The 21,006-nt window shown below is 48.4% G+C and carries 21 protein-coding genes; 12 read left to right on the forward strand and 9 right to left on the reverse strand.

Features of this window, described 5'->3' with window-relative positions; translation table 11 throughout:
- Positions 1-49 precede the first annotated feature (49 nt).
- Together ABXJ76_RS13760 and ABXJ76_RS13765 are read right to left on the reverse strand one after the other, a co-directional pair.
- Positions 50-1,549 (reverse strand): DHA2 family efflux MFS transporter permease subunit, encoded by a 1,500-nt coding sequence (locus ABXJ76_RS13760; protein WP_432746524.1) that lies wholly within the window; start codon positions 1,547-1,549, stop codon positions 50-52.
- A 73-nt stretch (positions 1,550-1,622) separates the two neighbouring features.
- Positions 1,623-2,639: an HlyD family secretion protein gene (locus ABXJ76_RS13765; protein ID WP_432741298.1), complete on the reverse strand. Its 1,017-nt coding sequence runs from the start codon at positions 2,637-2,639 to the stop codon at positions 1,623-1,625.
- 212 nt (positions 2,640-2,851) lie between these two features.
- Here ABXJ76_RS13765 and ABXJ76_RS13770 point away from each other — a divergent pair, with 212 nt between their 5' ends.
- Complete coding sequence (locus ABXJ76_RS13770) at positions 2,852-3,466, forward strand: TetR/AcrR family transcriptional regulator (RefSeq protein WP_432741300.1); 615 nt, start codon at positions 2,852-2,854, stop codon at positions 3,464-3,466.
- A complete protein-coding gene (locus ABXJ76_RS13775) occupies positions 3,453-4,730 on the forward strand; it encodes a TolC family protein (protein ID WP_432741301.1) in 1,278 nt (425 codons plus the stop codon). The genes ABXJ76_RS13770 and ABXJ76_RS13775 overlap by 14 nt, the downstream gene beginning before the upstream one ends.
- Positions 4,731-4,793: 63 nt before the next feature.
- Here ABXJ76_RS13775 and ABXJ76_RS13780 read toward each other — a convergent pair whose 3' ends face one another.
- Positions 4,794-5,249, reverse strand: coding sequence for a ferritin-like domain-containing protein (locus ABXJ76_RS13780; RefSeq protein WP_432741303.1), 456 nt, complete (start codon positions 5,247-5,249; stop codon positions 4,794-4,796).
- A 444-nt stretch (positions 5,250-5,693) separates the two neighbouring features.
- On the opposite strand from ABXJ76_RS13780, the gene ABXJ76_RS13785 reads away from it, so the two are divergent.
- The gene (locus ABXJ76_RS13785) at positions 5,694-6,236 is read left to right on the forward strand and encodes a flagellar protein FlhE (RefSeq protein WP_432741305.1); all 543 of its coding nucleotides are present in this window, start codon (positions 5,694-5,696) and stop codon (positions 6,234-6,236) included.
- 62 nt (positions 6,237-6,298) lie between these two features.
- Here the strand turns inward: ABXJ76_RS13785 and ABXJ76_RS13790 are convergent, their stop codons facing one another.
- Positions 6,299-6,829 carry a hypothetical protein gene (locus ABXJ76_RS13790; protein ID WP_432741306.1) on the reverse strand — a complete coding sequence of 177 codons (531 nt, stop codon included), beginning with the start codon at positions 6,827-6,829 and terminating at the stop codon, positions 6,299-6,301.
- Positions 6,830-7,163: 334 nt separating this feature from the next.
- Here ABXJ76_RS13790 and glyQ point away from each other — a divergent pair, with 334 nt between their 5' ends.
- From glyQ to ABXJ76_RS13815, 5 genes are all read left to right on the forward strand, one after another.
- Complete coding sequence (glyQ, locus tag ABXJ76_RS13795) at positions 7,164-8,078, forward strand: glycine--tRNA ligase subunit alpha (RefSeq protein WP_432741307.1); 915 nt, start codon at positions 7,164-7,166, stop codon at positions 8,076-8,078.
- Between the two features lies 1 nt (position 8,079).
- Entirely contained in the window at positions 8,080-10,161 is a 2,082-nt protein-coding gene (gene glyS, locus ABXJ76_RS13800) for a glycine--tRNA ligase subunit beta (RefSeq protein ID WP_432741308.1), read from the forward strand.
- 236 nt (positions 10,162-10,397) lie between these two features.
- Complete coding sequence (gene gmhB / locus ABXJ76_RS13805; protein ID WP_432741309.1) at positions 10,398-10,949, forward strand: D-glycero-beta-D-manno-heptose 1,7-bisphosphate 7-phosphatase; 552 nt, start codon at positions 10,398-10,400, stop codon at positions 10,947-10,949.
- Positions 10,909-11,655, forward strand: a complete 747-nt coding sequence (locus tag ABXJ76_RS13810) for a lysophospholipid acyltransferase family protein (protein ID WP_432741310.1) — start codon at positions 10,909-10,911, stop codon at positions 11,653-11,655. The genes gmhB and ABXJ76_RS13810 overlap by 41 nt, the downstream gene beginning before the upstream one ends.
- Positions 11,656-11,755: 100 nt before the next feature.
- Positions 11,756-12,163 carry a hypothetical protein gene (locus ABXJ76_RS13815; protein ID WP_432741311.1) on the forward strand — a complete coding sequence of 136 codons (408 nt, stop codon included), beginning with the start codon at positions 11,756-11,758 and terminating at the stop codon, positions 12,161-12,163.
- An 88-nt stretch (positions 12,164-12,251) separates the two neighbouring features.
- Here ABXJ76_RS13815 and ABXJ76_RS13820 read toward each other — a convergent pair whose 3' ends face one another.
- The 5 genes from ABXJ76_RS13820 to ABXJ76_RS13840 all read right to left on the reverse strand — a co-directional run bounded on the left by ABXJ76_RS13820 (position 12,252) and on the right by ABXJ76_RS13840 (position 17,576).
- Complete coding sequence (locus tag ABXJ76_RS13820; protein ID WP_432741312.1) at positions 12,252-12,737, reverse strand: YchJ family protein; 486 nt, start codon at positions 12,735-12,737, stop codon at positions 12,252-12,254.
- A gap of 195 nt (positions 12,738-12,932) precedes the next feature.
- Positions 12,933-14,915, reverse strand: a complete 1,983-nt coding sequence (locus ABXJ76_RS13825) for a type IV pilus modification PilV family protein (RefSeq protein WP_432741313.1) — start codon at positions 14,913-14,915, stop codon at positions 12,933-12,935.
- A 27-nt stretch (positions 14,916-14,942) separates the two neighbouring features.
- On the reverse strand, positions 14,943-16,226 hold the full coding sequence (locus ABXJ76_RS13830) for a hypothetical protein (protein ID WP_432741314.1): 1,284 nt from the start codon (positions 16,224-16,226) through the stop codon (positions 14,943-14,945).
- Positions 16,227-16,255: 29 nt separating this feature from the next.
- Positions 16,256-17,026, reverse strand: a complete 771-nt coding sequence (locus ABXJ76_RS13835; RefSeq protein WP_432741315.1) for a prepilin-type N-terminal cleavage/methylation domain-containing protein — start codon at positions 17,024-17,026, stop codon at positions 16,256-16,258.
- Between the two features lie 22 nt (positions 17,027-17,048).
- Positions 17,049-17,576, reverse strand: coding sequence for a GspH/FimT family pseudopilin (locus ABXJ76_RS13840; RefSeq protein WP_432741316.1), 528 nt, complete (start codon positions 17,574-17,576; stop codon positions 17,049-17,051).
- 165 nt (positions 17,577-17,741) lie between these two features.
- Between ABXJ76_RS13840 and ABXJ76_RS13845 the strand changes: the two genes are divergently transcribed.
- From ABXJ76_RS13845 to hemH, 4 genes are all read left to right on the forward strand, one after another.
- Complete coding sequence (locus ABXJ76_RS13845) at positions 17,742-18,161, forward strand: type IV pilin protein (protein ID WP_432741317.1); 420 nt, start codon at positions 17,742-17,744, stop codon at positions 18,159-18,161.
- A gap of 117 nt (positions 18,162-18,278) precedes the next feature.
- Positions 18,279-19,256, forward strand: coding sequence for a tRNA dihydrouridine(20/20a) synthase DusA (gene dusA, locus ABXJ76_RS13850; RefSeq protein WP_432741318.1), 978 nt, complete (start codon positions 18,279-18,281; stop codon positions 19,254-19,256).
- A gap of 187 nt (positions 19,257-19,443) precedes the next feature.
- On the forward strand, positions 19,444-19,986 hold the full coding sequence (gene folE / locus ABXJ76_RS13855) for a GTP cyclohydrolase I FolE (RefSeq protein ID WP_432741319.1): 543 nt from the start codon (positions 19,444-19,446) through the stop codon (positions 19,984-19,986).
- Between the two features lie 8 nt (positions 19,987-19,994).
- Positions 19,995-20,963 carry a ferrochelatase gene (hemH, locus tag ABXJ76_RS13860; protein ID WP_432741320.1) on the forward strand — a complete coding sequence of 323 codons (969 nt, stop codon included), beginning with the start codon at positions 19,995-19,997 and terminating at the stop codon, positions 20,961-20,963.
- The last annotated feature ends 43 nt before the right edge of the window (positions 20,964-21,006 follow it).

Raw genomic sequence — 21,006 nt, forward strand, 5'->3', positions numbered from 1 at the left:
CGCGCCAGAGAGGGAGCTAAAGTTAAAACCCAAACGGCGCGTCCTGCTCTTATTCGTGAATGGCAACTGCCTTTTCTTTGTCCACTTTCTTTAAAAAAGGCGCAACAACCAGCGAAGCCGCGAACAAAACGGCGATAATCTGAAACAGGTTGTTAAAGGTCATCACTTCCGCTTCCCGCAATGCAAGTCCGGTCATTTGTTTTAAGGCGGCCAAATCAGGATCGGGGATATTCATTTGCGCCATCGACTCGCTTAATCCTTCGAGCATTTCCTGCGCCTGATAACGGGTTGCGGTAACCGATTCACGTAGCGTCGCATAATGCGCTTTGGTTAAATAAATCATTTGGGTATTGGCAACCGCCAGGCCGATCGCGCCGCCCAGATTACGCATCAAATTATAGAGTCCGCTGGCATTTTTGACTTCGTCGACCGGCAACCGGCCCAAGGCCAGGGTATTAATCGGCAAAAAGCACAGCATAATGGCGCTGCCCCGAATAGCCTGCGGCCAGAAAAACTCCCAATAACCGGATTCGACGGTTAATTCGCCATTCATCCACGATCCCAGAGCAAACAAGCTAAGCCCCAGACAGAGCATCCAGCGCAAATCAATTTTTTTCTCCAGCGGCCCGGCTATAAACGCCGAGAGTAATTGAAACAAGCCAACGACCATTAAATAGTAGCCGATTTGCAGGCTGTTAAGGCCTTTAACGCTGGACAGATAAATAGGCGTTAAATAAATGATGGTATAAAGTCCTACGCCCAGCACAAAGCTGTAGCCGCAGCCTATCGCAAAATTGATATGGCGGAAGGCGTAAAGATCGATAATCGGGTGAGGCGTTTTTAACTCCCAGACCAACATGGCGATGCCGCTGCCCACAGCAACTATCGTTAACGCGACAATCAGATGATCTTCAAACCACTGCTTGCTTGCACCCTCTTCCAACACGAACTGCATACTGCCTAAGAAAACGGCAATCAGAGTGATCCCGACAAAGTCGATTTTCTGCAATAGCGCCCAGTCAGGCTTATCAATATCAAGATACCGCCAGACAACGACGCAGACGATGATGCCGGGGATAATGTTGATCAAAAACAGTAATTCCCAGCTGTAGGTTTCGGTAAGATAGCCGCCCAGTATCGGCCCGACAGTCGGCGCCATAGTCACAATCAAGCCGAGTACGATGCTCATTGTCGGTTGCAACCGAGGAGGAAATAAAATGAAGATTACGGTAAAGGTCAGCGGAATCATCGCGCCGCCGAGAAAGCCCTGCAAACAGCGAAACACGATCATCGACGGCAGATTCCAGGCGAAGGCGCACAGCAAACTGGCTAGGGTAAATCCGCCTGCGGAAATAACGTATAAATAGCGGGTCGAAAAAACCCGGCCCAGCCAGCCGGACAAGGGAATAACAATGACTTCGGCAATCAGGTAAGACGTTTGCACCCAGGCGATTTCATCCTTGGTAGCGGACAGGCCGGCCTGGATTTTCTGTATCGAACTGGCAACGATCTGGATGTCCAGTACCGCCATGAACACGCCAATCGCCATGCTGAAAAAACCGATCCACTGGCCTAAGGTTAGCGGCGTTTCTGTGGCTTGCTGGTCTGCTTTTACCACGGTATTAATGGACTTTTACTTGGACGGCAACCGACAGACCCGGCCTCAACAACTCATTATGCTCGGTTGAGTCAAGGACTATTTTTACCGGGATGCGACGCACGATTTTGGTGAAGTTACCGGTGGCATTTTCCTCAGGCAGGATACTGAATTCGGAACCGCTGGCCGGTGAAAAACTGTCGACTTTGCCGGTCAACTCAAGATCGGGATAGGCGTCCACTTTAAGCGTAACCGACTGCCCTAAACGCATGTATTGCAACTGCGTTTCCTTGAAATTCGCCTCCACCCAGATTTTGCTGTTTTGCACCAGAGAGGCCAAGGCAACGCCGGGGCGTACCAATTGCCCGAGCTGCACGCCGCGATTGCCGATGATGCCGTCTATAGGCGCCTTGACCTGAGTATGCTCCAGATCGATTTTTGCCAAGGTTAATTGCGCCTGGGCATTTTCCAGTCGCGCTTCGGTTTCGGTGATTTCAATGTCGAGCGTGGCTAATTGGTTATGCTCGGCGCTGGCGGCGGCCTTTGAGCCTCTTAATTCAGCCGCCGCCTGTTTGGACTCCGATTGCACTTTATCCAGGGATTGACTGGCCGCCGAACCGCGATCAATCAGGTTATGAAAGCGCTGCAAATCTTTTTGAATCTGTTCGCCTCTGGCTTGCACCGCCGCTATATTCGCGCCGGCCGTTTCGATATGCGCGTGCTGGGAGGTTTTCATCGCCCGCAATCGCTCAATGTGCGCGACTTCCGCGCTGACATTGGCTGCCGCCTGAACGACTCTGGCCTGATAATCCCGGTCGTCAATCGTTACCAGAACGTCATTTTTCTTGACGGCCTGGTTGTCATTAATGCCTATTTGCGTCACATAACCCTGCACTCTGGGGCTGATTAACACGATGTTGCTGTGCAAATAGGCATCGTCGGTGGTTTCATAATGCTGGCGATCCAGCAGCCAATAACCGATTCCTGCGATTAAAGGAATGACTATCAATAAAATCAGTAATACGGAACGGATGCGGGACATAATCGGCCTTGATAAACTAAACGGTTTAGTTTATTCTAACTGAACTGTTAAAGTTACGCAAAACAGATCTTGTCCACGAAAGGCACGAAAGAGGGCTGTTTATTAGGGCGGAAAGAAGCAGACATCAACAGAGCCGACTTTTTGCCTTTTATTTTTTCGTGTTTTTCGTGGACAATTTCTCTAGCGACTACCTGCTTACTTAAATTGAACAAATGACTTCAGAACCCACCGATCCCAAGCATCTAGCCATCCTTAACGGTGCAACCCGCATGTTTCTGGCGCACGGCTATCGTAACGCAAGCATGGAAAAAATAGCCCAGGCCGCGCCGGTTTCCAAGGCGACACTGTATAACCATTTCGACAGCAAAGAGGCTCTGCTCGCGGCGGTCATTTCAAACCTGTGCGGATCTTTATTGCAAACCATGACCCAAGTCACTATCGAGTCGGATGACGTGGAAAACAATCTGAACAAAATCGCGATATCCGCAATGGATTTGATTTATGCCGAAGATGCCTTAGCCATTTACCGGCTGGTGGTGGCAGAAAGTCCTGATTTCCCAGAGCTTGGCCAATTGTTTTATCAAAGCGGGCCGCAAACCGTATTGACGCAACTGGAAGATTATTTTCGCCACTTGAATGCCGAGGGTCATTTTAACATGATTGATCCGGTGTTTGCGGCAGACGCGTTTTTCAGCATGCTGAAAGGCGATCTACATTTGCGCTGCCTGTTGTCAACAACGTTACGGCCTTCCGCTGACGAAAAAAAACGTCTGATCTCGCAGGTCATTCATTTTTACATGCGGGGCATGCTCCATGCTGAAGCATAAAAACCGTTTAATGGGCGTGTTACTATTTTTTGTTACCACGGGAGTTTGCGCGGAAACGCTGGAGGATGCCTGGGACAGCGCCATCAATAACAACCACCGGATCAAATCGGCAAAAGCCGATACCGATGCCTCCGAACAACAACTCCGTTCAGCGCAAGGACAGCGATTACCCGATCTTAACGTAAGCAGCGGTTACACCCAGTTTAGTGAAACGCCGACGGCAAAAACCCAAATTGCAGACCAATCGGCTCAGTTTAGTACCGCTCAGGCCGGAAGCGTCAAAGCTCAGGCGATAGCCTCGGTGCCGATTTTTACCAGCGGGCGCATCGGCCATAATATCGATGCTGCCGAAGCCTCCTTGCAAGCGGTTCAATCCAATGAAATCACCTCCGTATTGGATATCAAAATGCAGGTAGCGGAAGCCTATATCACTATATTGCGCCTGGAAAGCGCCTTGCAGGTAGCGCAAAGCCATGTCGATACCCTGAGCCTGCACATGAAGGACGTAAACAATCTGTTCGATCAAGGCATGGTCGCACGCAATGACGTACTGGCGGCCAATGTCGAACTGGCCAATGCCCAGCAGCTGGTGGTGCAGGCGAATAATCAGCTGGATATTGGTCGAGCCCGTTACAACCAGTTACTGGATCGGAATCTTGCCGATGAAGTTAAGCTGGCCCATCAATTTCCTGAAACGCCACCAGAAACATTAATCGAGCTGAGCAGCAATGCGATAAAACAACGCCCGGAATTGGTCGCGCTGGCGCAGCAAATTGAGTCGCTAGGCCAACAGGCGCAGAGCGTAAAGGCCGGTTTGCTACCGCAAGTCGCTGTCAATGGCGGCTATCAATATCAGGAAAACCGCTATCAGGTCTTTGAAGGCATGTGGATGGCCAACGTCGGTATGGAGTGGAAGCTATTTGACGGCAGTTCCCGCCATCGTAGCGATGCGATTACCCGGCAGGCAATGTCCTTAAAAGAACAACGCGACGACCTGTCCAGCATGATCAGCTTGCAGGTACGCCAAGCCTGGCTCGATATTCAAGAGACGCAAAAACGCATCGCGGTGACCCAGCAAGCCATAGCCCAAGCCGACGAAAATTTAAAAGTCACCATCGACCGCTACCAGCAGGGCTTGTCCACCAATACCGAAGTGCTTAAGGCCGAAGATTTGCGCACCACTACGCATGACAATTACAACAATGCTACTTATGATGCGGCGCTGGCGACCCTGCATTTGCGACGCGCGACAGGGATTTTGTAAAGCGCATCATTCGCGATTGATGCGCTTCAGTGCGTTCAGCACAGCCTACTATATAAGATGTGTCTACAGGTCAAACGGCTCAACATCGCCCGGTTTGCGCAGCATCTTATTGACTTCGTCAAGATGCAGCTCTTCGCCGACAATCATGTCTCTGGCATATTCTTCCAGCAGCACCGAAACGCCCTCAGCCGCTTTTAGCAATTCGAAATAGGCGGCTATCGATGCTTTCTCATGCTCCAGACTTTCCCTTAGAATATCGCCAATATCATGCTTGGCGGTTTCCAATAAAGGGCCGATCTTAAGAGAAGGATGCCCTCCCAACAAGGTCACCAACTCACCGGCTTTATGCGCATGAGCAAGGCTCTCGTCAGCATTGCCCTTAAGCCAGGAAACAATAGGTATGCGGTTATAGCCGTAGACCATCAGCGAGTAATGCGTGTAGCGAACGACTCCTGCTAATTCAAGCTCCATAATTTTGTTAAGAATTTCTACAGCCCGTTGTTTTTCTTGCTCGTTCATGTCGATTCTCCTGATGTTTAAAAAGCAGTTAGTCCACGAAAAGCACGAAAAAATACAAAGGGATACCAAACTTTAGATCATCAGTCAAAGGGTGAGTGACTTAATCCATTTAATATATTGATTTATTTCGTGTCTTTCGTGGATCAATCGCCGTTTTTAAGTTACTGAGATTCGAGTATAAACAATTCCGTTTTGGATAGGTAGCTAATCATGCAAAATCAGCCGTATTAATTATGACCGTTTTTATCGTTTCCAGGTTTTGCGTCTCGCACCGCTGGAGCGGTGGGAACGCTGCATGCTTATGAAACAGAAAAGCCGTACCCACTACTTGGCCCAAAATAGCAGCATGATTGACGTTAGATAAACTAACGTTTATAGTGATTCTCGGACAAGATAGTCCGCAACCGAAGTACATTTGAAATTTATATTTAGGAGTGTAATGTAATGTTAACAAAATCAATAGTAAGGGATATTGTTTTCAGTATAGGTTTATTGGTATTTATGCAATCTGCATTAGCTCAGACTGGGTCTGTTGCTGCTACAGTTCAGCTTATACCAGCATCAGAAATTATGTCTGCTCCAATGGGGACGGCGTCTGATCCAGTTGAAAGCTTAAGTATTGTTCCTCTTGCCAATGGTGGGGCGTGGGCAAATAGCGCAGGTGGGCCAACAATATACAGTAAAAATATCTATTATTATCTTCAATTGAACCCAGTAGGCAGTATTCCTGCTACTGCAACGATTACCTCTATATCCTGGTCTTGGGGCCTTTCCTATAAACCCGCTGGTTTGATTGTGTATCTATGCCACGATACGACAAGTGCATGCATAGATGTTACGAGTCTTCAAAGCGGCTCTACTTCGAGCTTTATTAACCGTCCTGCAAATAAAAAAATGATTTATGCATTCGGGGTGGCGGGGTCTGGTACTTTGTATCCTCCTGCCTATGGACAGGTTGACCAAGTGATTGTGAACTATCAATATTAAAAATATTATGGCTGTCTAGATATTTCTGTTATATCGAATATCAAGGCAGCCATTTTAAAACATTATCCTGCTTGTACGTACTTGCTATATTGATCGCTATATTTATCAAGACCCGTATTTTTTTGATAATCGGCAGGTAACGTTTTATTAAACTCCATAAGACTTTTAAATATATCTGCCCCGCTGGCACCATTTTTCTTCATTTCATTATAAATTTGAACGCGTTGGTTCATGATTTTATCAGCTCCGCTTTCAAAGTCCTTTACATGTTGGAAATAGGCATCCATACGTAAAGCGTCATCCAGAGGCGGTACATCTTTTAAATCAATCAGCTCAGCATCTCGCGAATGCGAGTACGTATAGGCCATTTTGTCTGCGAATTCAGGATCGTTATTTATGCTGTTGACAATTAACGCGACACCTCGTGATATGGTAGCCTCTGAATCGGATAGAGCTTTATATGCTTCTTTACTAATTTCTACCGTATCGCCAGCTACTGATGGACTCTTATTGGATACGCCGAGTTGAGAAGTACGGTCAGTAGAAATAGGTACTTGAGTTGTATATGTCTTGGATAGAGTGTTTATGATCATGGCCTAAGCTCCTTAAAATAGGGTAATTCGCATCAACCGGCTATAGAATTTGTCGGTTATTTTGAAATAAAGCACCATTCATGCCATACATAATATTTAAAGCAATTTTAGTGATGCGCAGCATTCTAGAGGCTAGTTTTTGCCCATTTCTTTGTTATGAATGTAGGGAAGCGGCAAATACTTGCCAGATAATTTGAGGCAATGCAGTATGTGCCTAGGAACGACGCGCATCCTTATCCGTCGGCATAAATTTGCACAGACCCAATCTAGCAATGCCTAATGCCCGTTTTTCAGTTATAATCCCCCCCTTTTTATTGCCCAAGAGCATTAAACCGTGTCCAGCATAAACAACGACTTATCTACTTTTCAGGGACTCATCCTGGCCTTACAGCAATACTGGTCGGCTCAAGGCTGTATTTTATTGCAACCGTTGGATCAGGAAGTGGGCGCGGGGACATTTCACCCTGCCACCTTCTTACGCGCCATCGGCCCCGAGCCTTGGAACGCCGCCTATGTGCAACCGTCGCGTCGCCCGACCGACGGCCGCTTTGGCGAGAATCCCAACCGTCTCCAGCATTACTACCAGTTTCAGGTTATTTTAAAGCCGTCACCGGACAATATTCAGGAACTGTATTTAGGTTCGTTACGTCATTTAGGCCTGGATTTGCTCGAACACGATGTGCGTTTTGTCGAAGACAATTGGGAATCGCCCACGCTTGGCGCCTGGGGTTTGGGCTGGGAAGTCTGGCTAAACGGCATGGAAGTAACCCAGTTCACCTATTTCCAGCAAGTCGGCGGTCTGGAATGCCGTCCGGTCACCGGCGAAATCACTTACGGCCTGGAGCGCATCGCGATGTACCTGCAGGGCGTTAAAAGCGTTTACGATCTGGTCTGGACTCAGGGCCCACACGGCACCGTCACTTACGGCGACGTGTTCCATCAAAATGAAGTGGAAATGTCCGCCTACAACTTTGAACACGCCAACGTCGACTTCATGTTCCAGTGCTTCGACACCTACGAGCAGGAATGCACTAAATTGATCGAGTTGAATTTACCGTTACCGGCCTATGAAATGGTGCTGAAAGCCTCGCATGCCTTTAACCTGTTGGATGCGCGTCATGCCATTTCGGTGACCGAGCGCCAACGCTATCTGTTAAGAGTCAGAAACATGGCCAAGTCCGTTGCCGAAATTTATTACCAACGCCGGGAAGCGCTGGGCTTCCCGATGTTAACCGAGCAGGGAGCATAATATGACGACAAGCCAACATTTACTGTTCGAACTGGGTTCGGAAGAACTGCCGCCCAAGACCTTGCTGAAACTGAGCAATGCCTTATTGAACAACATCGTTCAGGGACTCAATGCCGCCGAGTTAACTTTCACCGGCAGCAAGGCTTACGCGACACCCCGGCGTCTGGCCGTTTTTATCGAGAACCTGGCTAGCGCACAGCCCGATAAAACCGTAGAAAAACGCGGGCCTGCCCTGCAAGCGGCATTCGCGCCCGACGGCACGCCCAGCAAAGCGGGACTGGGTTTTGCGCTCAGCTGCGGCACCAGCTTCGAGCAACTGGAGCGTCTGAAAACCGACAAGGGCGAATGGCTGAGCTACACCCAGGCCGTCAAAGGGCAAGCGACCGAAAAGCTGATTCCCGACATTATCCGCTCAAGCATCGCCGGCTTGCCGATTGCCAAACGGATGCGCTGGGGCAGTTTTACCACCGAGTTCGTCAGACCGGTACATTGGGCCGTCCTGCTTTACGGCGACAGCGTCATCGACACCGAAATCCTGGGTCTGGAAACCGGAGCGGCGACGCAGGGACACCGTTTTCATGCGCCGCAAAAAATTACCCTGACCAAGCCGGAAGACTACGCTGAGCTATTGTACAAACAAGGCCGCGTCATTGCAGATATTGAGCAACGCAAAACCTTGATCCGTGACGCGGCGCAAAAAGCTGCCGCCGCTGTGAACGGCATTGCCCATATCGAGGACGATTTACTCGAAGAAATTGCCGCGTTAAACGAATGGCCGGTGCCGATTACCGGGACTTTCGACCCGCGTTTTCTGGAGCTGCCGCCTGAAGTGCTAATCACCACGATGCAAACCAACCAGAAATATTTTCCGGTTAAAAATGCCGACGGCGGTTTGCTGGCGAACTTTATCACCTTCAGCAACATTGAAAGCAGCAACCCGGAATCTATCCAGCAAGGCAATGAACGCGTGGTGACCCCGCGTCTTGCCGATGCCGAATTTTTCTGGAATCAGGACAGGAAAAAGACCCTGGAAGATCGCGTCGAAAGCCTGACTAGCGTGGTTTTCCAGGAGAATTTGGGCACGGTTTTCGCCAAAACCAAACGCGTACAAAATCTGGCGAAATTTATTGCCGGACACCTGAACGCCGATGTCGAACTGGCCGAACGCGCCGCGTTATTGGCTAAAACCGATTTGATGACCGAGATGGTTCTCGAATTCGGCAACCTGCAGGGCATTATGGGGCGCTACTATGCGCTGGCCGACAACGAACCGAAAGCAGTCGCGCTGGCGATTGAGGAACAGTATTTCCCCAAACAATCCGGCAGCCCAACTGCCGGCAGCATCACCGGGCAAATCCTGGCTATCGCAGAAAAAATAGACACTTTGGTCGGTATTTTTGCCGTCGGCTTGATCCCTACCGGCGACAAAGACCCTTATGCGTTGCGCCGCGCCGCCTTGGGCATCCTTAGAACCGTCATAGAAAACGAACTTAACATCAATATTATTGAGTTAACGGAATTCGCCGCCGCTCAGATCAAAACCGTATCCGGTCAAACCGCAGACCAATCGGCAACAGCCGACCGGGTGATCGATTTTATGTTTGATCGTTTGAAAGGCTATTGCCTGGATCACGGTTACACCGCCGACGAATTTGACGCGGTGATCGCGGTGACTCCGGCCGAACCTTTGGATTTTATGCAGCGTTTGCAGGCGGTTAAAGCCTTCAGGCAACTGCCCGAAGCCGAAAGCCTAGCGGCGGCGAATAAACGCATCCGCAATATCCTGAAAAAATCGGATACCCCTCCTGCAGCCAGCATCGGCGTATTGCTTGAAGCGCAAGAAAAACAGTTGTTGCAAGCCGGATTGCAATCCGCCGAGGACATCAAACCGTTACTGGCGCAACGCGATTATCAGGCGACACTGAACCGCTTGGCGGGTTTGCGCAATGACGTCGATGCGTTTTTCGATCAGGTGATGGTAATGACCGATGATCTGGAATTGCGCGCCAACCGGCTGGCATTGCTGAACCTGTTGTCCGAACAGTTTTTGACCTGTGCCGACATTTCCAAATTGCAATCGTAAATGAAAATGTCGGCACAGGATTCATCGTTCCCACGCTCCGGCGTCACTGTCATTAAGTTAATGCTAAAATAGTTATGGCTGTCTATTTGTGGGCGCGAATTTATTCGCGCGGTAGATTAAAAGCGCGAATAAATTCGCGCCCACACGATAAACTTAATGTCAGTTTATCGTTCCCACGCTCCAGCGTGGGAACGCAGTCAGCACCGCTCCTGCGGTGCGGGGACGCTAGATAAACCATGCTCAAAAATCGCTACGTATTGCTGGATCGTGATGGCGTCATTAACCAGGATTCGGATAACTTTATCAAATCCCCGGATCAATGGCTGCCGATTGACGGCAGCCTTGAGGCCATCGCCCTGCTGAACAAGCATGACTATAAAGTCGTGGTAATCACCAATCAGTCCGGCCTGGCCCGAGGCTTATTCGATGCGGCGATGCTGGAACAAATCCATGCAAAAATGCAGCGCATGGTTGCAGAAAAAGGCGGCAAAATCGAAGCCATCTATTTTTGCCCGCACGGCCCGGACGATGACTGCAGCTGCCGCAAACCCAAACCGGGCTTGCTTGAACAATTTGCAACCGACAACCATGTCAGCCTGATAGGCATGACCGTGATCGGCGATTCGCTACGCGACTTGCAAGCCGCGCAGGCAGTCGGTGCAAGCCCAATACTGGTCAAAACCGGCAAAGGCAACAAAACCCTAATCGAAAATCCTACGCTCAACATTCCTGTTTTTGAGAACTTATATGACGCAGCAAACTACCTCACAGCAAGACCCCAGACCTAAAAACTATATCGGCTCGGCCCTGTTATTTTTAGGCATTTTCACTACCGCTACCATCGTCGGCGTGTTGCTTATTACCGGCATGCTAACGACCTTTAACATACGCTGGAAAATCGGCCATGTCTGGTGCGGCATTATCGGCTGGATAACCAAAGTGACTTGCGGCCTCACCTATGAAGTCGAAGGACTGGAAAATATCGATCCGCAACACCCCGCCATTATATTTAGCAATCATCAGTCGGCATGGGAAACGCTGGCGTTACGATATATTCTCCCGCCTCATTCCGTGGTTATAAAACGTGAGTTGCTTTATCTCCCGATTTGGGGCTGGTCGCTGCTGACCCTAAAATCCATCGTCATAAACCGGAAAAATCAACGCGCTGCATTACGTGCCTTGCTCGAACAAGGCACTCGATATTTAAACGAGGGCTTATGGGTGCTGGTTTTTCCGGAAGGCACTCGCGCCGGAGCCAGGGAAGTGCTGAAATTCAATATCGGTGGCGCCATGCTCGCGCATAAAACCGGTTTTCCGGTCATTCCCGTCGCCCATAATGCCGGTGATTTTTGGCCTCGCTATAGTTTTTTAAAATATCCCGGCGTGATCAAACTAAAAATCGGGCCGCCCATAGAAACCAAGGGACGTAAAGCCGGGGACATCAATGCCGAAGCCGAGACCTGGATAAAGCAGGCAATGAAGGAGATGGACTGAGGTTCAAGGTTCAAGGCTAAAATTTTAGCCTTCCGCCTTTTGCCTGATACAAATGCGTATAATGTCGCCTATTGCATTTTCACTCATAACGGTAACACACATGAAAAAACTACTGCTCATTTCCCTGTCCGCATTATTACTCCCTGCTTGCGCCGATAAAAACCAATATGAACAGACTGTATTGGAGCAAATGCAGTTGGAAAAAGATGTTAAGGACTATAATTTATCCCCTGAACGCATGGCTAAATGTATCGTTGAGACATCCTCAAGCCACATGCCCGGCATTTTTGCTCTCGATCCTAAGCGCTTGACTGCTTATCGCAACTATACAAAAATGTTGATGCTGTCCTCGTCTCAAGACCCTAAAAAGACCCTTGAAGAACTACGTGCTGATTTCGGCTCGCCAAAAGATCTCGCAGAAGCCCATACTAACTATACCGAAAGCATGATGGACTGTTTTTCTGCCGTCATCAACGAATCAGAAGAAACCAAACAAGAAATAAAATAACGCTGTTTTTTGAATAAGCTGATTACAGCAGCCATCAGTCTAACCAAGGGCGATCGTTCGCCCTTGGTTAATCAATGCCGATACTGCATCACCCTGCCCCGCAACAACGCTTAAACTTGTTGCCGCTGCCGCAGGAACACGGCGCATTCTTGCCCAGATTAGTCTGTAAGCCCACTTTGCCAATCGACTTAACCTGTCCATCCAGATAAAACCAGCCACCCGCGCGTTTGATAAACTGACTGATTTCAGTCATCACGTAGACTTCATCATCCTGCAAATAATACGCTTTAAATGCCACCACACCTTTAGTGTCTTTAGCCCCGCCTTTTTTAGTCGTGCCGATTTCCAAGCGTTGCCAATCGACTTTTTCCTTGGAAAAATCAATCAACTCGGGTCGCACCGTGGCATCCCAGGTATCCAGTAAATACTGGGCATTATGCAGCGCATAAGCGGTAAAGCGCGAACGCATCAAGGCTTCGGCAGTTAAAGGCTTTTTTTCGCCGGAATGAAACGGAGCGCAGCATTGAGCATAGTCGATGCCCGAACCGCAACGACAGATGGCGTGTGTATTCAAAATAGGTTCCTGATTAGAATTTTGGCTTATTTTGCATTGATCCGCACTTGATAGCCAAGTTATATAAGGTTTATCGTTGCCAAGCGTGACGCTGAAGCGCCTCGGACGGCATTCCCACGCCGGAGCGTGGGAACGATACATTATATGGAATTCGGGTGGGCAGAAAAACACTGCCCACCTTACACGGCTTACAGGTTAATATTTTAGTTCACAAACATTATCGCGGGTTCCCGATTCTCCAGGTTGTAAATTCAAATCGGAGACAGTGCAATAAGGCGTTTTATTACCTATTTTGGTACCCAGTATTCTCACCGTTGTATAATTCGTCTGAATCACACAGCTAAATGTTGAACTGGAAGCAGTACAAGTATTGGTGATACCAAAATCATTGGTTACCGTTACAGTTGGCGTGTGTCCTTTGTTGCCTGTTATCGTGCCGTCAAGCGTATATATAGGCGGGGTAACCAGCGTAATTGAACAGCTCCCTGTTGCGGGCTGTGAGCTTGTATTAAGCTCTACCGTGCAGTTACCGCTAGCAGCTGGTGCGACTGCAATAACGCTTAGCACATTGCTTTTCGTTTGCCCGGAACAGGTGAAATTGTCTGTGTCGATCTCACGACTGCAGGTAACAGTTGCGGTTCCCCCCTCTACTGTTACATCGGTTGCGGTAGATGCGGCAATAGTTAGCGTATAGTCCTTTGCCGATAAATTATTGCAAAAGGTGCTATCTATACCGGCTACCGTATTTGAACCCGAAATAGTCCGAACTACTTCCTTAGGCGGCAAGCTGGTAACACTAAGGTTGCCGACTGCAACCGCACACGCCGCAGCCAGTTGGCTAAAGTTGTTGCGGCGGCCTACAATCAAATAATCCTGGCAACTATAGGATTGATTAACGCCTTGCTCGTGGCTGCTCAGCATGCCCTTATATTTACGCGCGGTAGAACGCTCTGATTCTTGATTGTTTACCTCTTCCAGATAACAAACACTTTCTTTGCCGCCACCTGCGTCGTCAACGTTAATCAAACCGACATTACCCCGCCAACCGCCCGGGCCTACGCTAATATCAGCAATCGCGGGGCTAGAGCATTGATCCGCAGCATTATTACCGGCCGGTCCAAATTTGCAGCTACCTCCAGGATAACAAGCATATTTTCTTTCCGATTGACCTTCACCCGGATTAAAGACGCAATACATATCTTCACGGTTATGGTCGATTTTAATATCATCCAGATTATTTACCGTATAAACATTGCCTTTTATGCTTAGAATAACTCCACCCAAATAAGTACGTACAATGCTTGCCGTGCCATCAAGCTCTGGCTCTTCAGGATCTACGGCATCAAATTTATTTTTCCCATCGCCAATACCGCCGACAATATTAGCTGTATATAAATAAATTTTCTCTGGATTAGTTGAATCTCTTTTCGTATACAGATAAATGTCATTATCAGGATCATCATCATTACTGACTTGGAACCGCAAATCGACATCGAATTTATTTAAATTGACGATACTTTCAATCTGTCTGCCAGTTAATGCGCCTCCACCATCATGACGGTAAACATTGCCTTCTTCATCCACATAAAGATTGGTGGAGCCCTCTACTAGTGTAAAGCCGGGCTTGATGGTGGTGTCGGGGTTGAATAGATCAACTATATTAGGCGTTCGTATCGAAGATCGTACATTAGGATGCGGCGATGCTATGCCGGGGCCGGTGCGGTGACTAGCTTCTCCACTCCCACTAGCAAGTCCGGCTGTGTTGCTCGGCTCAACATAACCAATTTCGCTGTTAACGGCGACTTGTTGATCGGCGGCATTCCCCCAAGAAACCTTAACAATAAGCCCGATTCTTGGCGTCTGGGTTGTGGTCGTCAATGCGCCGTTCGCTGTAATTTGCCAGTCTCTATTGAATGTAGCATTTACGCCCGTTATCGTGTCATTGGCGTTTTCATGGCCTTCCAGTTGAGTGCGAGTCATGTAGTTTCTTAACTCTTCCATTTTTTGTTCCGCCAGGACTATGGCTTCGGCACGGGTCTTGTTAGTGGCGCTTCCGAACATAAGACCACCTTGCATGGAGGCGACGGAGAGCAAACCCAAGGCAACCACTACCGTGGTAATTAATACTTCAATTAGACCAATGCCGTGGTTGCGTTTTTTTTGAAAAACCGATTTCATAAAATTTTCTCCATCTTAATATTGTTATTACCAATCGCGCCAAGAACCGGCAATAATGCCGGTCAAACCTGGCAATCCACCAGCTCCCCCGCTCCCGCCGCCAAAGGGTGAATAGACCAACGTTACTGTACCTGCCCCCCGATCTACACTTCCCTCGGTAATAATCGTACCAACCACATTCGGACTACCAGCTCCCAATAATTTACCCGTTACATAGATGACGCCGAAAACATCACCGCCGTTTAATGTAAAATCACCATCGATGAATAATAATACCGGCGCGGCGGCTGTGCCTACGCTGTTATTGCCACCAAAACTGGCATCGCCTTTGACATAAACAATACCCTTTAGCCCCGCGAGACTATTGCCTGGATCAGCTTCAAAAAATTGCTCCGAAGCTTTAGCGCTTCTTGCAATTTCGGCTTTCCTAATGCCAGGAAAAAACATATCAAAAAAAGTATCCGGGCCATCGCCTGCACCACCAGCTGTTATATCCGCTTCAGTAGCGGTAATGGCAGCGGCGAGAACGCCGTCACTCTGATAGATATCGGTTCCAGTACCTAAGCCATTACTCGAAACTTTTTGAACATTAGGTATTGTCGGGGATGTCTGGGTGCTGGTTAACTCATTAAAATTGAGTTCATTGATTTCTTTATCGGTCGGGCGAATATAAGTCTCCATAGCGCCGGATTGGATATTAACCGCTCCGGCCGACCAGATGTTAAGGTCGTTGTAGCGATTGATAATTTGGGCGCTACCGGTCAGTTGAACGCTACCGCCGGACACCAAAGTTTGATCCGGCCCGTTACCCGATAAAAGCGCGCGTGTGCCAACACATTGACTAACAGTACGTTGTGCCTGCCCGTCATCACTCCAACCTGTGGCGATAATCATACCCGCAGTGGTAGCGCCGTTATTCTGAACGCAAGTGGTATTGACGGTTACGCCCCAGGGAGTAGTGAGCGGCCTAGCTGTGGTATTGTCGATACAAACGCTGGCCGAATTGGTAGGTAAATCAGCGCCTGCAATATAGGTATGGTTTTGAACGAAGTTCCCAGGATAGTTGGCTGTGGCACATGGAAAAGTGTTGTTACCCGCATCGCCAAAATAGGCCAGCGCGTAATCCATGGCTGCATTGGCCGCAGACATTGCCTGTGCTGCACGATAATTGTTAGCGGACATTTGGGTTTCAACCAGTACGGCTTTAGCGGTTAGAAAGGTTACCAAGGTAATGCTAATGAGCAACACCAATGCAGTCAGAAGTGTTGCTGCGCCGCGCTGGTGGGCTAAACTTGAGGTATTGGTTTTCATCGTCGTACCTTATAAGAGATGGCTTACGGCTAGGGTTGCGTGAAAATGCGGTCGCTTCTGATTTTTACCGAGTTGCTGACTGCTTTCGTGACCGTGTCATCATTATCTAATCGGCCGGTAATGACAATATTGATCTGCCGGGTTTCTATGGCTCTTTCTTCAGAATCAAGATAATCGACGGTATCAATGCATAACGTTTCAGGTGGATTATCCAAGCTGGTTGTATTCATGCATTTGCTGGTGCCGGGTAAATTGGGATCAACAATTGGATCGAAACTATATTCAACGCGCGTGATATTGATTTTTTCGCCGCTGTTGTCGTTGATGGTTAATACCTGCCAGTTTTGATTAGCCTGGCCGCAACCCTCAACCGCTGTAGTTGTACCTGTCAATCGCATTTCAACAGCGTTATTGTTAAGTCTAAAGCCATAAAATTCATTAGCATCGACATCGTCAGCAGTATTATCTAACGTGTTAATACCGCTGCCATTGGCGTCATAGGCATACAAAATACACTTGCCCTCATCATGAATTTGCACGTTGGTTGTTGCTCCTGTGAATGGATTAGTTTGGCTGTTAGCGCCTGCAATTGCCCCGCCCCAGTAACCCGCTCGACGGATGTCATTAATCATTAATTGCATCGCAGAATCGAGGTCGTGATTTAATCTTGCTGACCTTAACACATCCGTACTGCCTCTAATCGTGCTGATATAAATGCCAATGGTGGCCGAAACAATAACCAGGCCTATCAATGAAGCAATCATTATTTCAATCAGTGTAAAACCGGTTTGTTTTTTCATGATCTTGTCTCTACATGTAGGTTTAAGGACAAACCGGGTAATTTGATATACCAGTTGAACCGGAAGGCGTGCATATCCTTACTCGCCCGACATCAGTAAAAACAACACGGGCAGCGTAATTGTTGGTGCTAAATGTCACACCGCTTGCACCGATAGTGCCGCGCCTAGAATTAAAGCTACTGTTATTGCCAACGGCTGCCTCCATATTGGTCGTGCTAAAATCGGTTCCTAAAACACGTTTTATTTCACAATAATCAGCGGCCGTCGTAGTTAGTTGTGCACAACTGCAAGCAGCTTTAATGCTTAAACCATAACACCACGTCCCGGCATTACCGGGAGTACGCGTAACAAGGACAGTTTGGCTTCGCTTGATCGCTTCGGTTCTTGCAAATTGCATGTCTGATTTTAATCCTTCGGCGGCTTGTTTCAGGCGGTTGCGTTCGAGCATGTCTTGATAAGACGGTACGGCTATCGCCGCGAGTATGCCGATGATGGCAACGACTATCATTACCTCTAGCAGGGTAAAACCGGCGTGTTTTTGTCTGTTCATGTCTATCCACCTTTTTGTGTAATTTGAGTATAGATTACTATCGATTTTAATCCATTAGCTAATCTACATTTTGCCGATTAAATTTGAACATTATTCAATATTATCTTCGCGTGTATCGGTTATGCTATATTTGCATCCGTTTAATAACTTTAAAAAGGTATAACAATGTACACGTTTAAACGATCTTCCGGTTTTACCTTAATAGAATTGATGATTGTAGTCGCCATTATCGGAATTCTGGCGAGCATTGCTTATCCGGCGTATACCGAATATGTGATCAGGGCAAAACGGTCTGATGCCAAGGCGGCGCTGCTGCAGGTGCAATTGGCACAGGAAAAATGGCGGGCTAATCATACAAGCTACGACACACTTGCAAATATAGGTGTCAACGCTACTTCACCTGATGGTTATTACACTATTGCCGTCTCGGGAAACACCGCTACGGCTTACACAGCTACTGCGACTCCGCTAGCGCCATTTGCAGACGCCACATGCGGTACTTTCGCTGTTAATAAAGATGGAAAAACGACTTCGCTTGTCACTCAAACGACTGCCGCAAAAGTGACTGAATGCTGGGGAAAATAATTTTTCTCTCGTGTTTCGCTTGGCAACGCTGGAGCGTTGCGGGATGCATTCCCACGCTCCGGCGTGGGAATGCCGCCAGGGACGCTCCAGCGTCCCGCTCCACATGCATAAAAGCTCATGACAAAACCAGATAATCCAAGGCATCGGCTATGTGTTGCCCCGATGTTAGATTGGACTGACAGACACTGTCGTTATTTTCATCGGCTGATTTCACAACACACGTTTTTATATACCGAAATGGTGACGACCGGCGCGTTGATTCATGGCGACCCTCACCGGTTTTTGCACTTTCATCCGGCTGAAAATCCGATGGCGTTTCAATTGGGCGGCAGTAATCCACGGGAACTGGCCCTCTGCGCCAGGATGGTTGAAGATTACGGCTATGACGAGGTCAATTTGAATGTCGGCTGCCCCAGCGATCGGGTTCAGAATGGCCGTTTCGGCGCTTGCCTGATGGCGGAACCCGAGCTGGTCGCCGAGTGCGTTGCGGCGATGCGTCAGGCGGTATCAATCCCGGTCACGGTCAAATCGAGAATCGGCATTGATGAGCGCGATTCTTATCAAGAGCTGGTGCATTTTGTCGCTACGGTTGCCGATGCCGGTTGCGAAACCTTTATTATCCATGCAAGAAAAGCCTGGTTAAGCGGCCTATCGCCCAAGCAAAACCGCGATGTTCCGCCATTACGCTATGATATGGTCTATCAAATCAAACAGGACTTTCCTGGGCTTGAAATCATCCTGAACGGCGGCATCACCACATTGGATCAGGCCGAAGACATTTTGCAGCATGTTGACGGCGTCATGGTAGGCCGGGAGGCTTATCACAATCCTTATCTATTGGCCGATGTTGATCGGCGGTTTTATGGCGAACCCAAAGAACCCCGGTCACGGGCAATGATTATGGCGTTGTTAATCCCCTACATTCAGCAGCAACTTGAGCTTAACGATGGCGTTCGTTTAAACAGTATATCCCGGCATATTTTGGGACTTTTTCATGCTGAACCGGGTGCCAGGGCTTGGCGCCGACATCTGAGCGACAATGCCTGCAAACCCGGCGCGGATATCAACGTGATTTTGGAAGCGTTAAAATTTTGATTGCCAAACGGGGCATGAGCCATCGCAAGGGGCGTGAGCTTCGACTTCATGGATGGAGGAGGTAGAGCAACGCATGGAGCAGTTGCCGAGAGCAATGCAGGAGCAATTGCCGAGGAAGCGGAAGCTTTAAACTTCACAACGCCATGCTGTATACTGGCGACCTATTTTTATTACTGAGATTGAGACTATGGAACAGCATTTTGCCAGGATTATCGAAGCAGTCGGTGAGGATTTAAATCGGGAAGGCCTGATCGATACGCCAAAACGCGCAGCCAAGGCTTTCAAATTTTTAAACAACGGCTACGAAAAAACACTGGAAGAAGTACTCAATGGCGCTATTTTTAACGCCGATACCGAAGACATGGTTATCGTGAAAGATATTGAACTGTATTCTTTATGCGAGCATCATTTACTGCCGTTTATCGGCAAATGTCATGTGGGTTATCTGCCCCAAGGTAAGGTGATGGGCTTATCCAAAGTAGCTCGCGTTATCGATATGTACGCACGTCGCCTGCAAATTCAGGAAAAACTGACCAAGCAAATAGCCGATGCGATAGAACTGGCAACCGGTGCCCGAGGCGTGGCGGTAGTTATTGAAGCTAAACATTTGTGCATGATGATGCGCGGTGTTGAAAAGCAAAATTCGGTCATGACAACGTCAGTGATGACCGGAATTTTCCGTAAAGAGATCAGTACCCGGTCAGAATTTTTAACCCTAATCAGCCGATAAGATCTCCGATGACAGCCAAAAAAACCGGCGTATTACTGGCAAATCTGGGTTCGCCTACTGCACCGACACCCAAAGCGGTCAGACGATTTCTTAAGGCTTTTCTTTGGGACCCCCGGGTTGTCAACCTGCCCAGACCGCTGTGGTGGGTGATTCTGCATTTTTTTGTGCTGCCTTTTCGTCCCCGAAAATCGGCCTTAGCCTATGGTAAAATCTGGGATGAGAAAGGTTCTCCGTTAATTTTTCTGACCTTGCAATTGGCCGAACGGGTTGCCGATAAGCTGAGTGCCAAGGGCGTGAGCACCCAGCATGTGATGCGCTACGGCGAACCCTCGATAGCAAAACAGTTAAAAGCCTTCAAAAAGGCAGGCATTGATAACTTAATCATTCTGCCGTTATACCCGCAATATTCCTCGACAACCACCGCATCCATCTATGATGACGTGATTAAGGAACTCAATCAGTGGCGGCATCTGCCCAACATCCAATTTATCAGCGATTATCACCAGCACAGCCACTATATTGATGCGGTTGCAGAATCCATCGAGCAGAGCTGGCGGGATCACGGCAAAAATGAATTATTATTGATGTCATTTCATGGTTTGCCCGAGCAACTGACTCAATGGGGCGACCCTTATTTTCACCAGTGCCATAAAACCGCAGCCCTGATTGCCGAGAAATTGGGCATTGACCAAAAACAATGGATGATTGTTTTCCAATCGCGGTTCGGCAAGGCCCAATGGCTAAAACCTTATTGTGTGGACACGTTACAGGATCTTCCGGGACAGGGCGTTAAGACCATAGATATTGTCTGTCCCGGATTTGCGGTGGATTGCCTGGAAACGCTGGAAGAAATAGCGATGGAAAACAAGGCTATTTTTATCGCTTCCGGCGGCGTGGAGTATCGTTATATATCGGCGCTAAATGATTCAGCCATTCATGTTGACGCTATAGTGAATCTGATTGAGCAGAAGCTTTAACCACTGGAGTGCAGGCTCTGCCTGCAAGTACAAGTAAAGCTTG

The organism is Methylobacter arcticus, from assembly GCF_050917435.1.
Classification (GTDB): domain Bacteria; phylum Pseudomonadota; class Gammaproteobacteria; order Methylococcales; family Methylomonadaceae; genus Methylobacter_A; species Methylobacter_A titanis.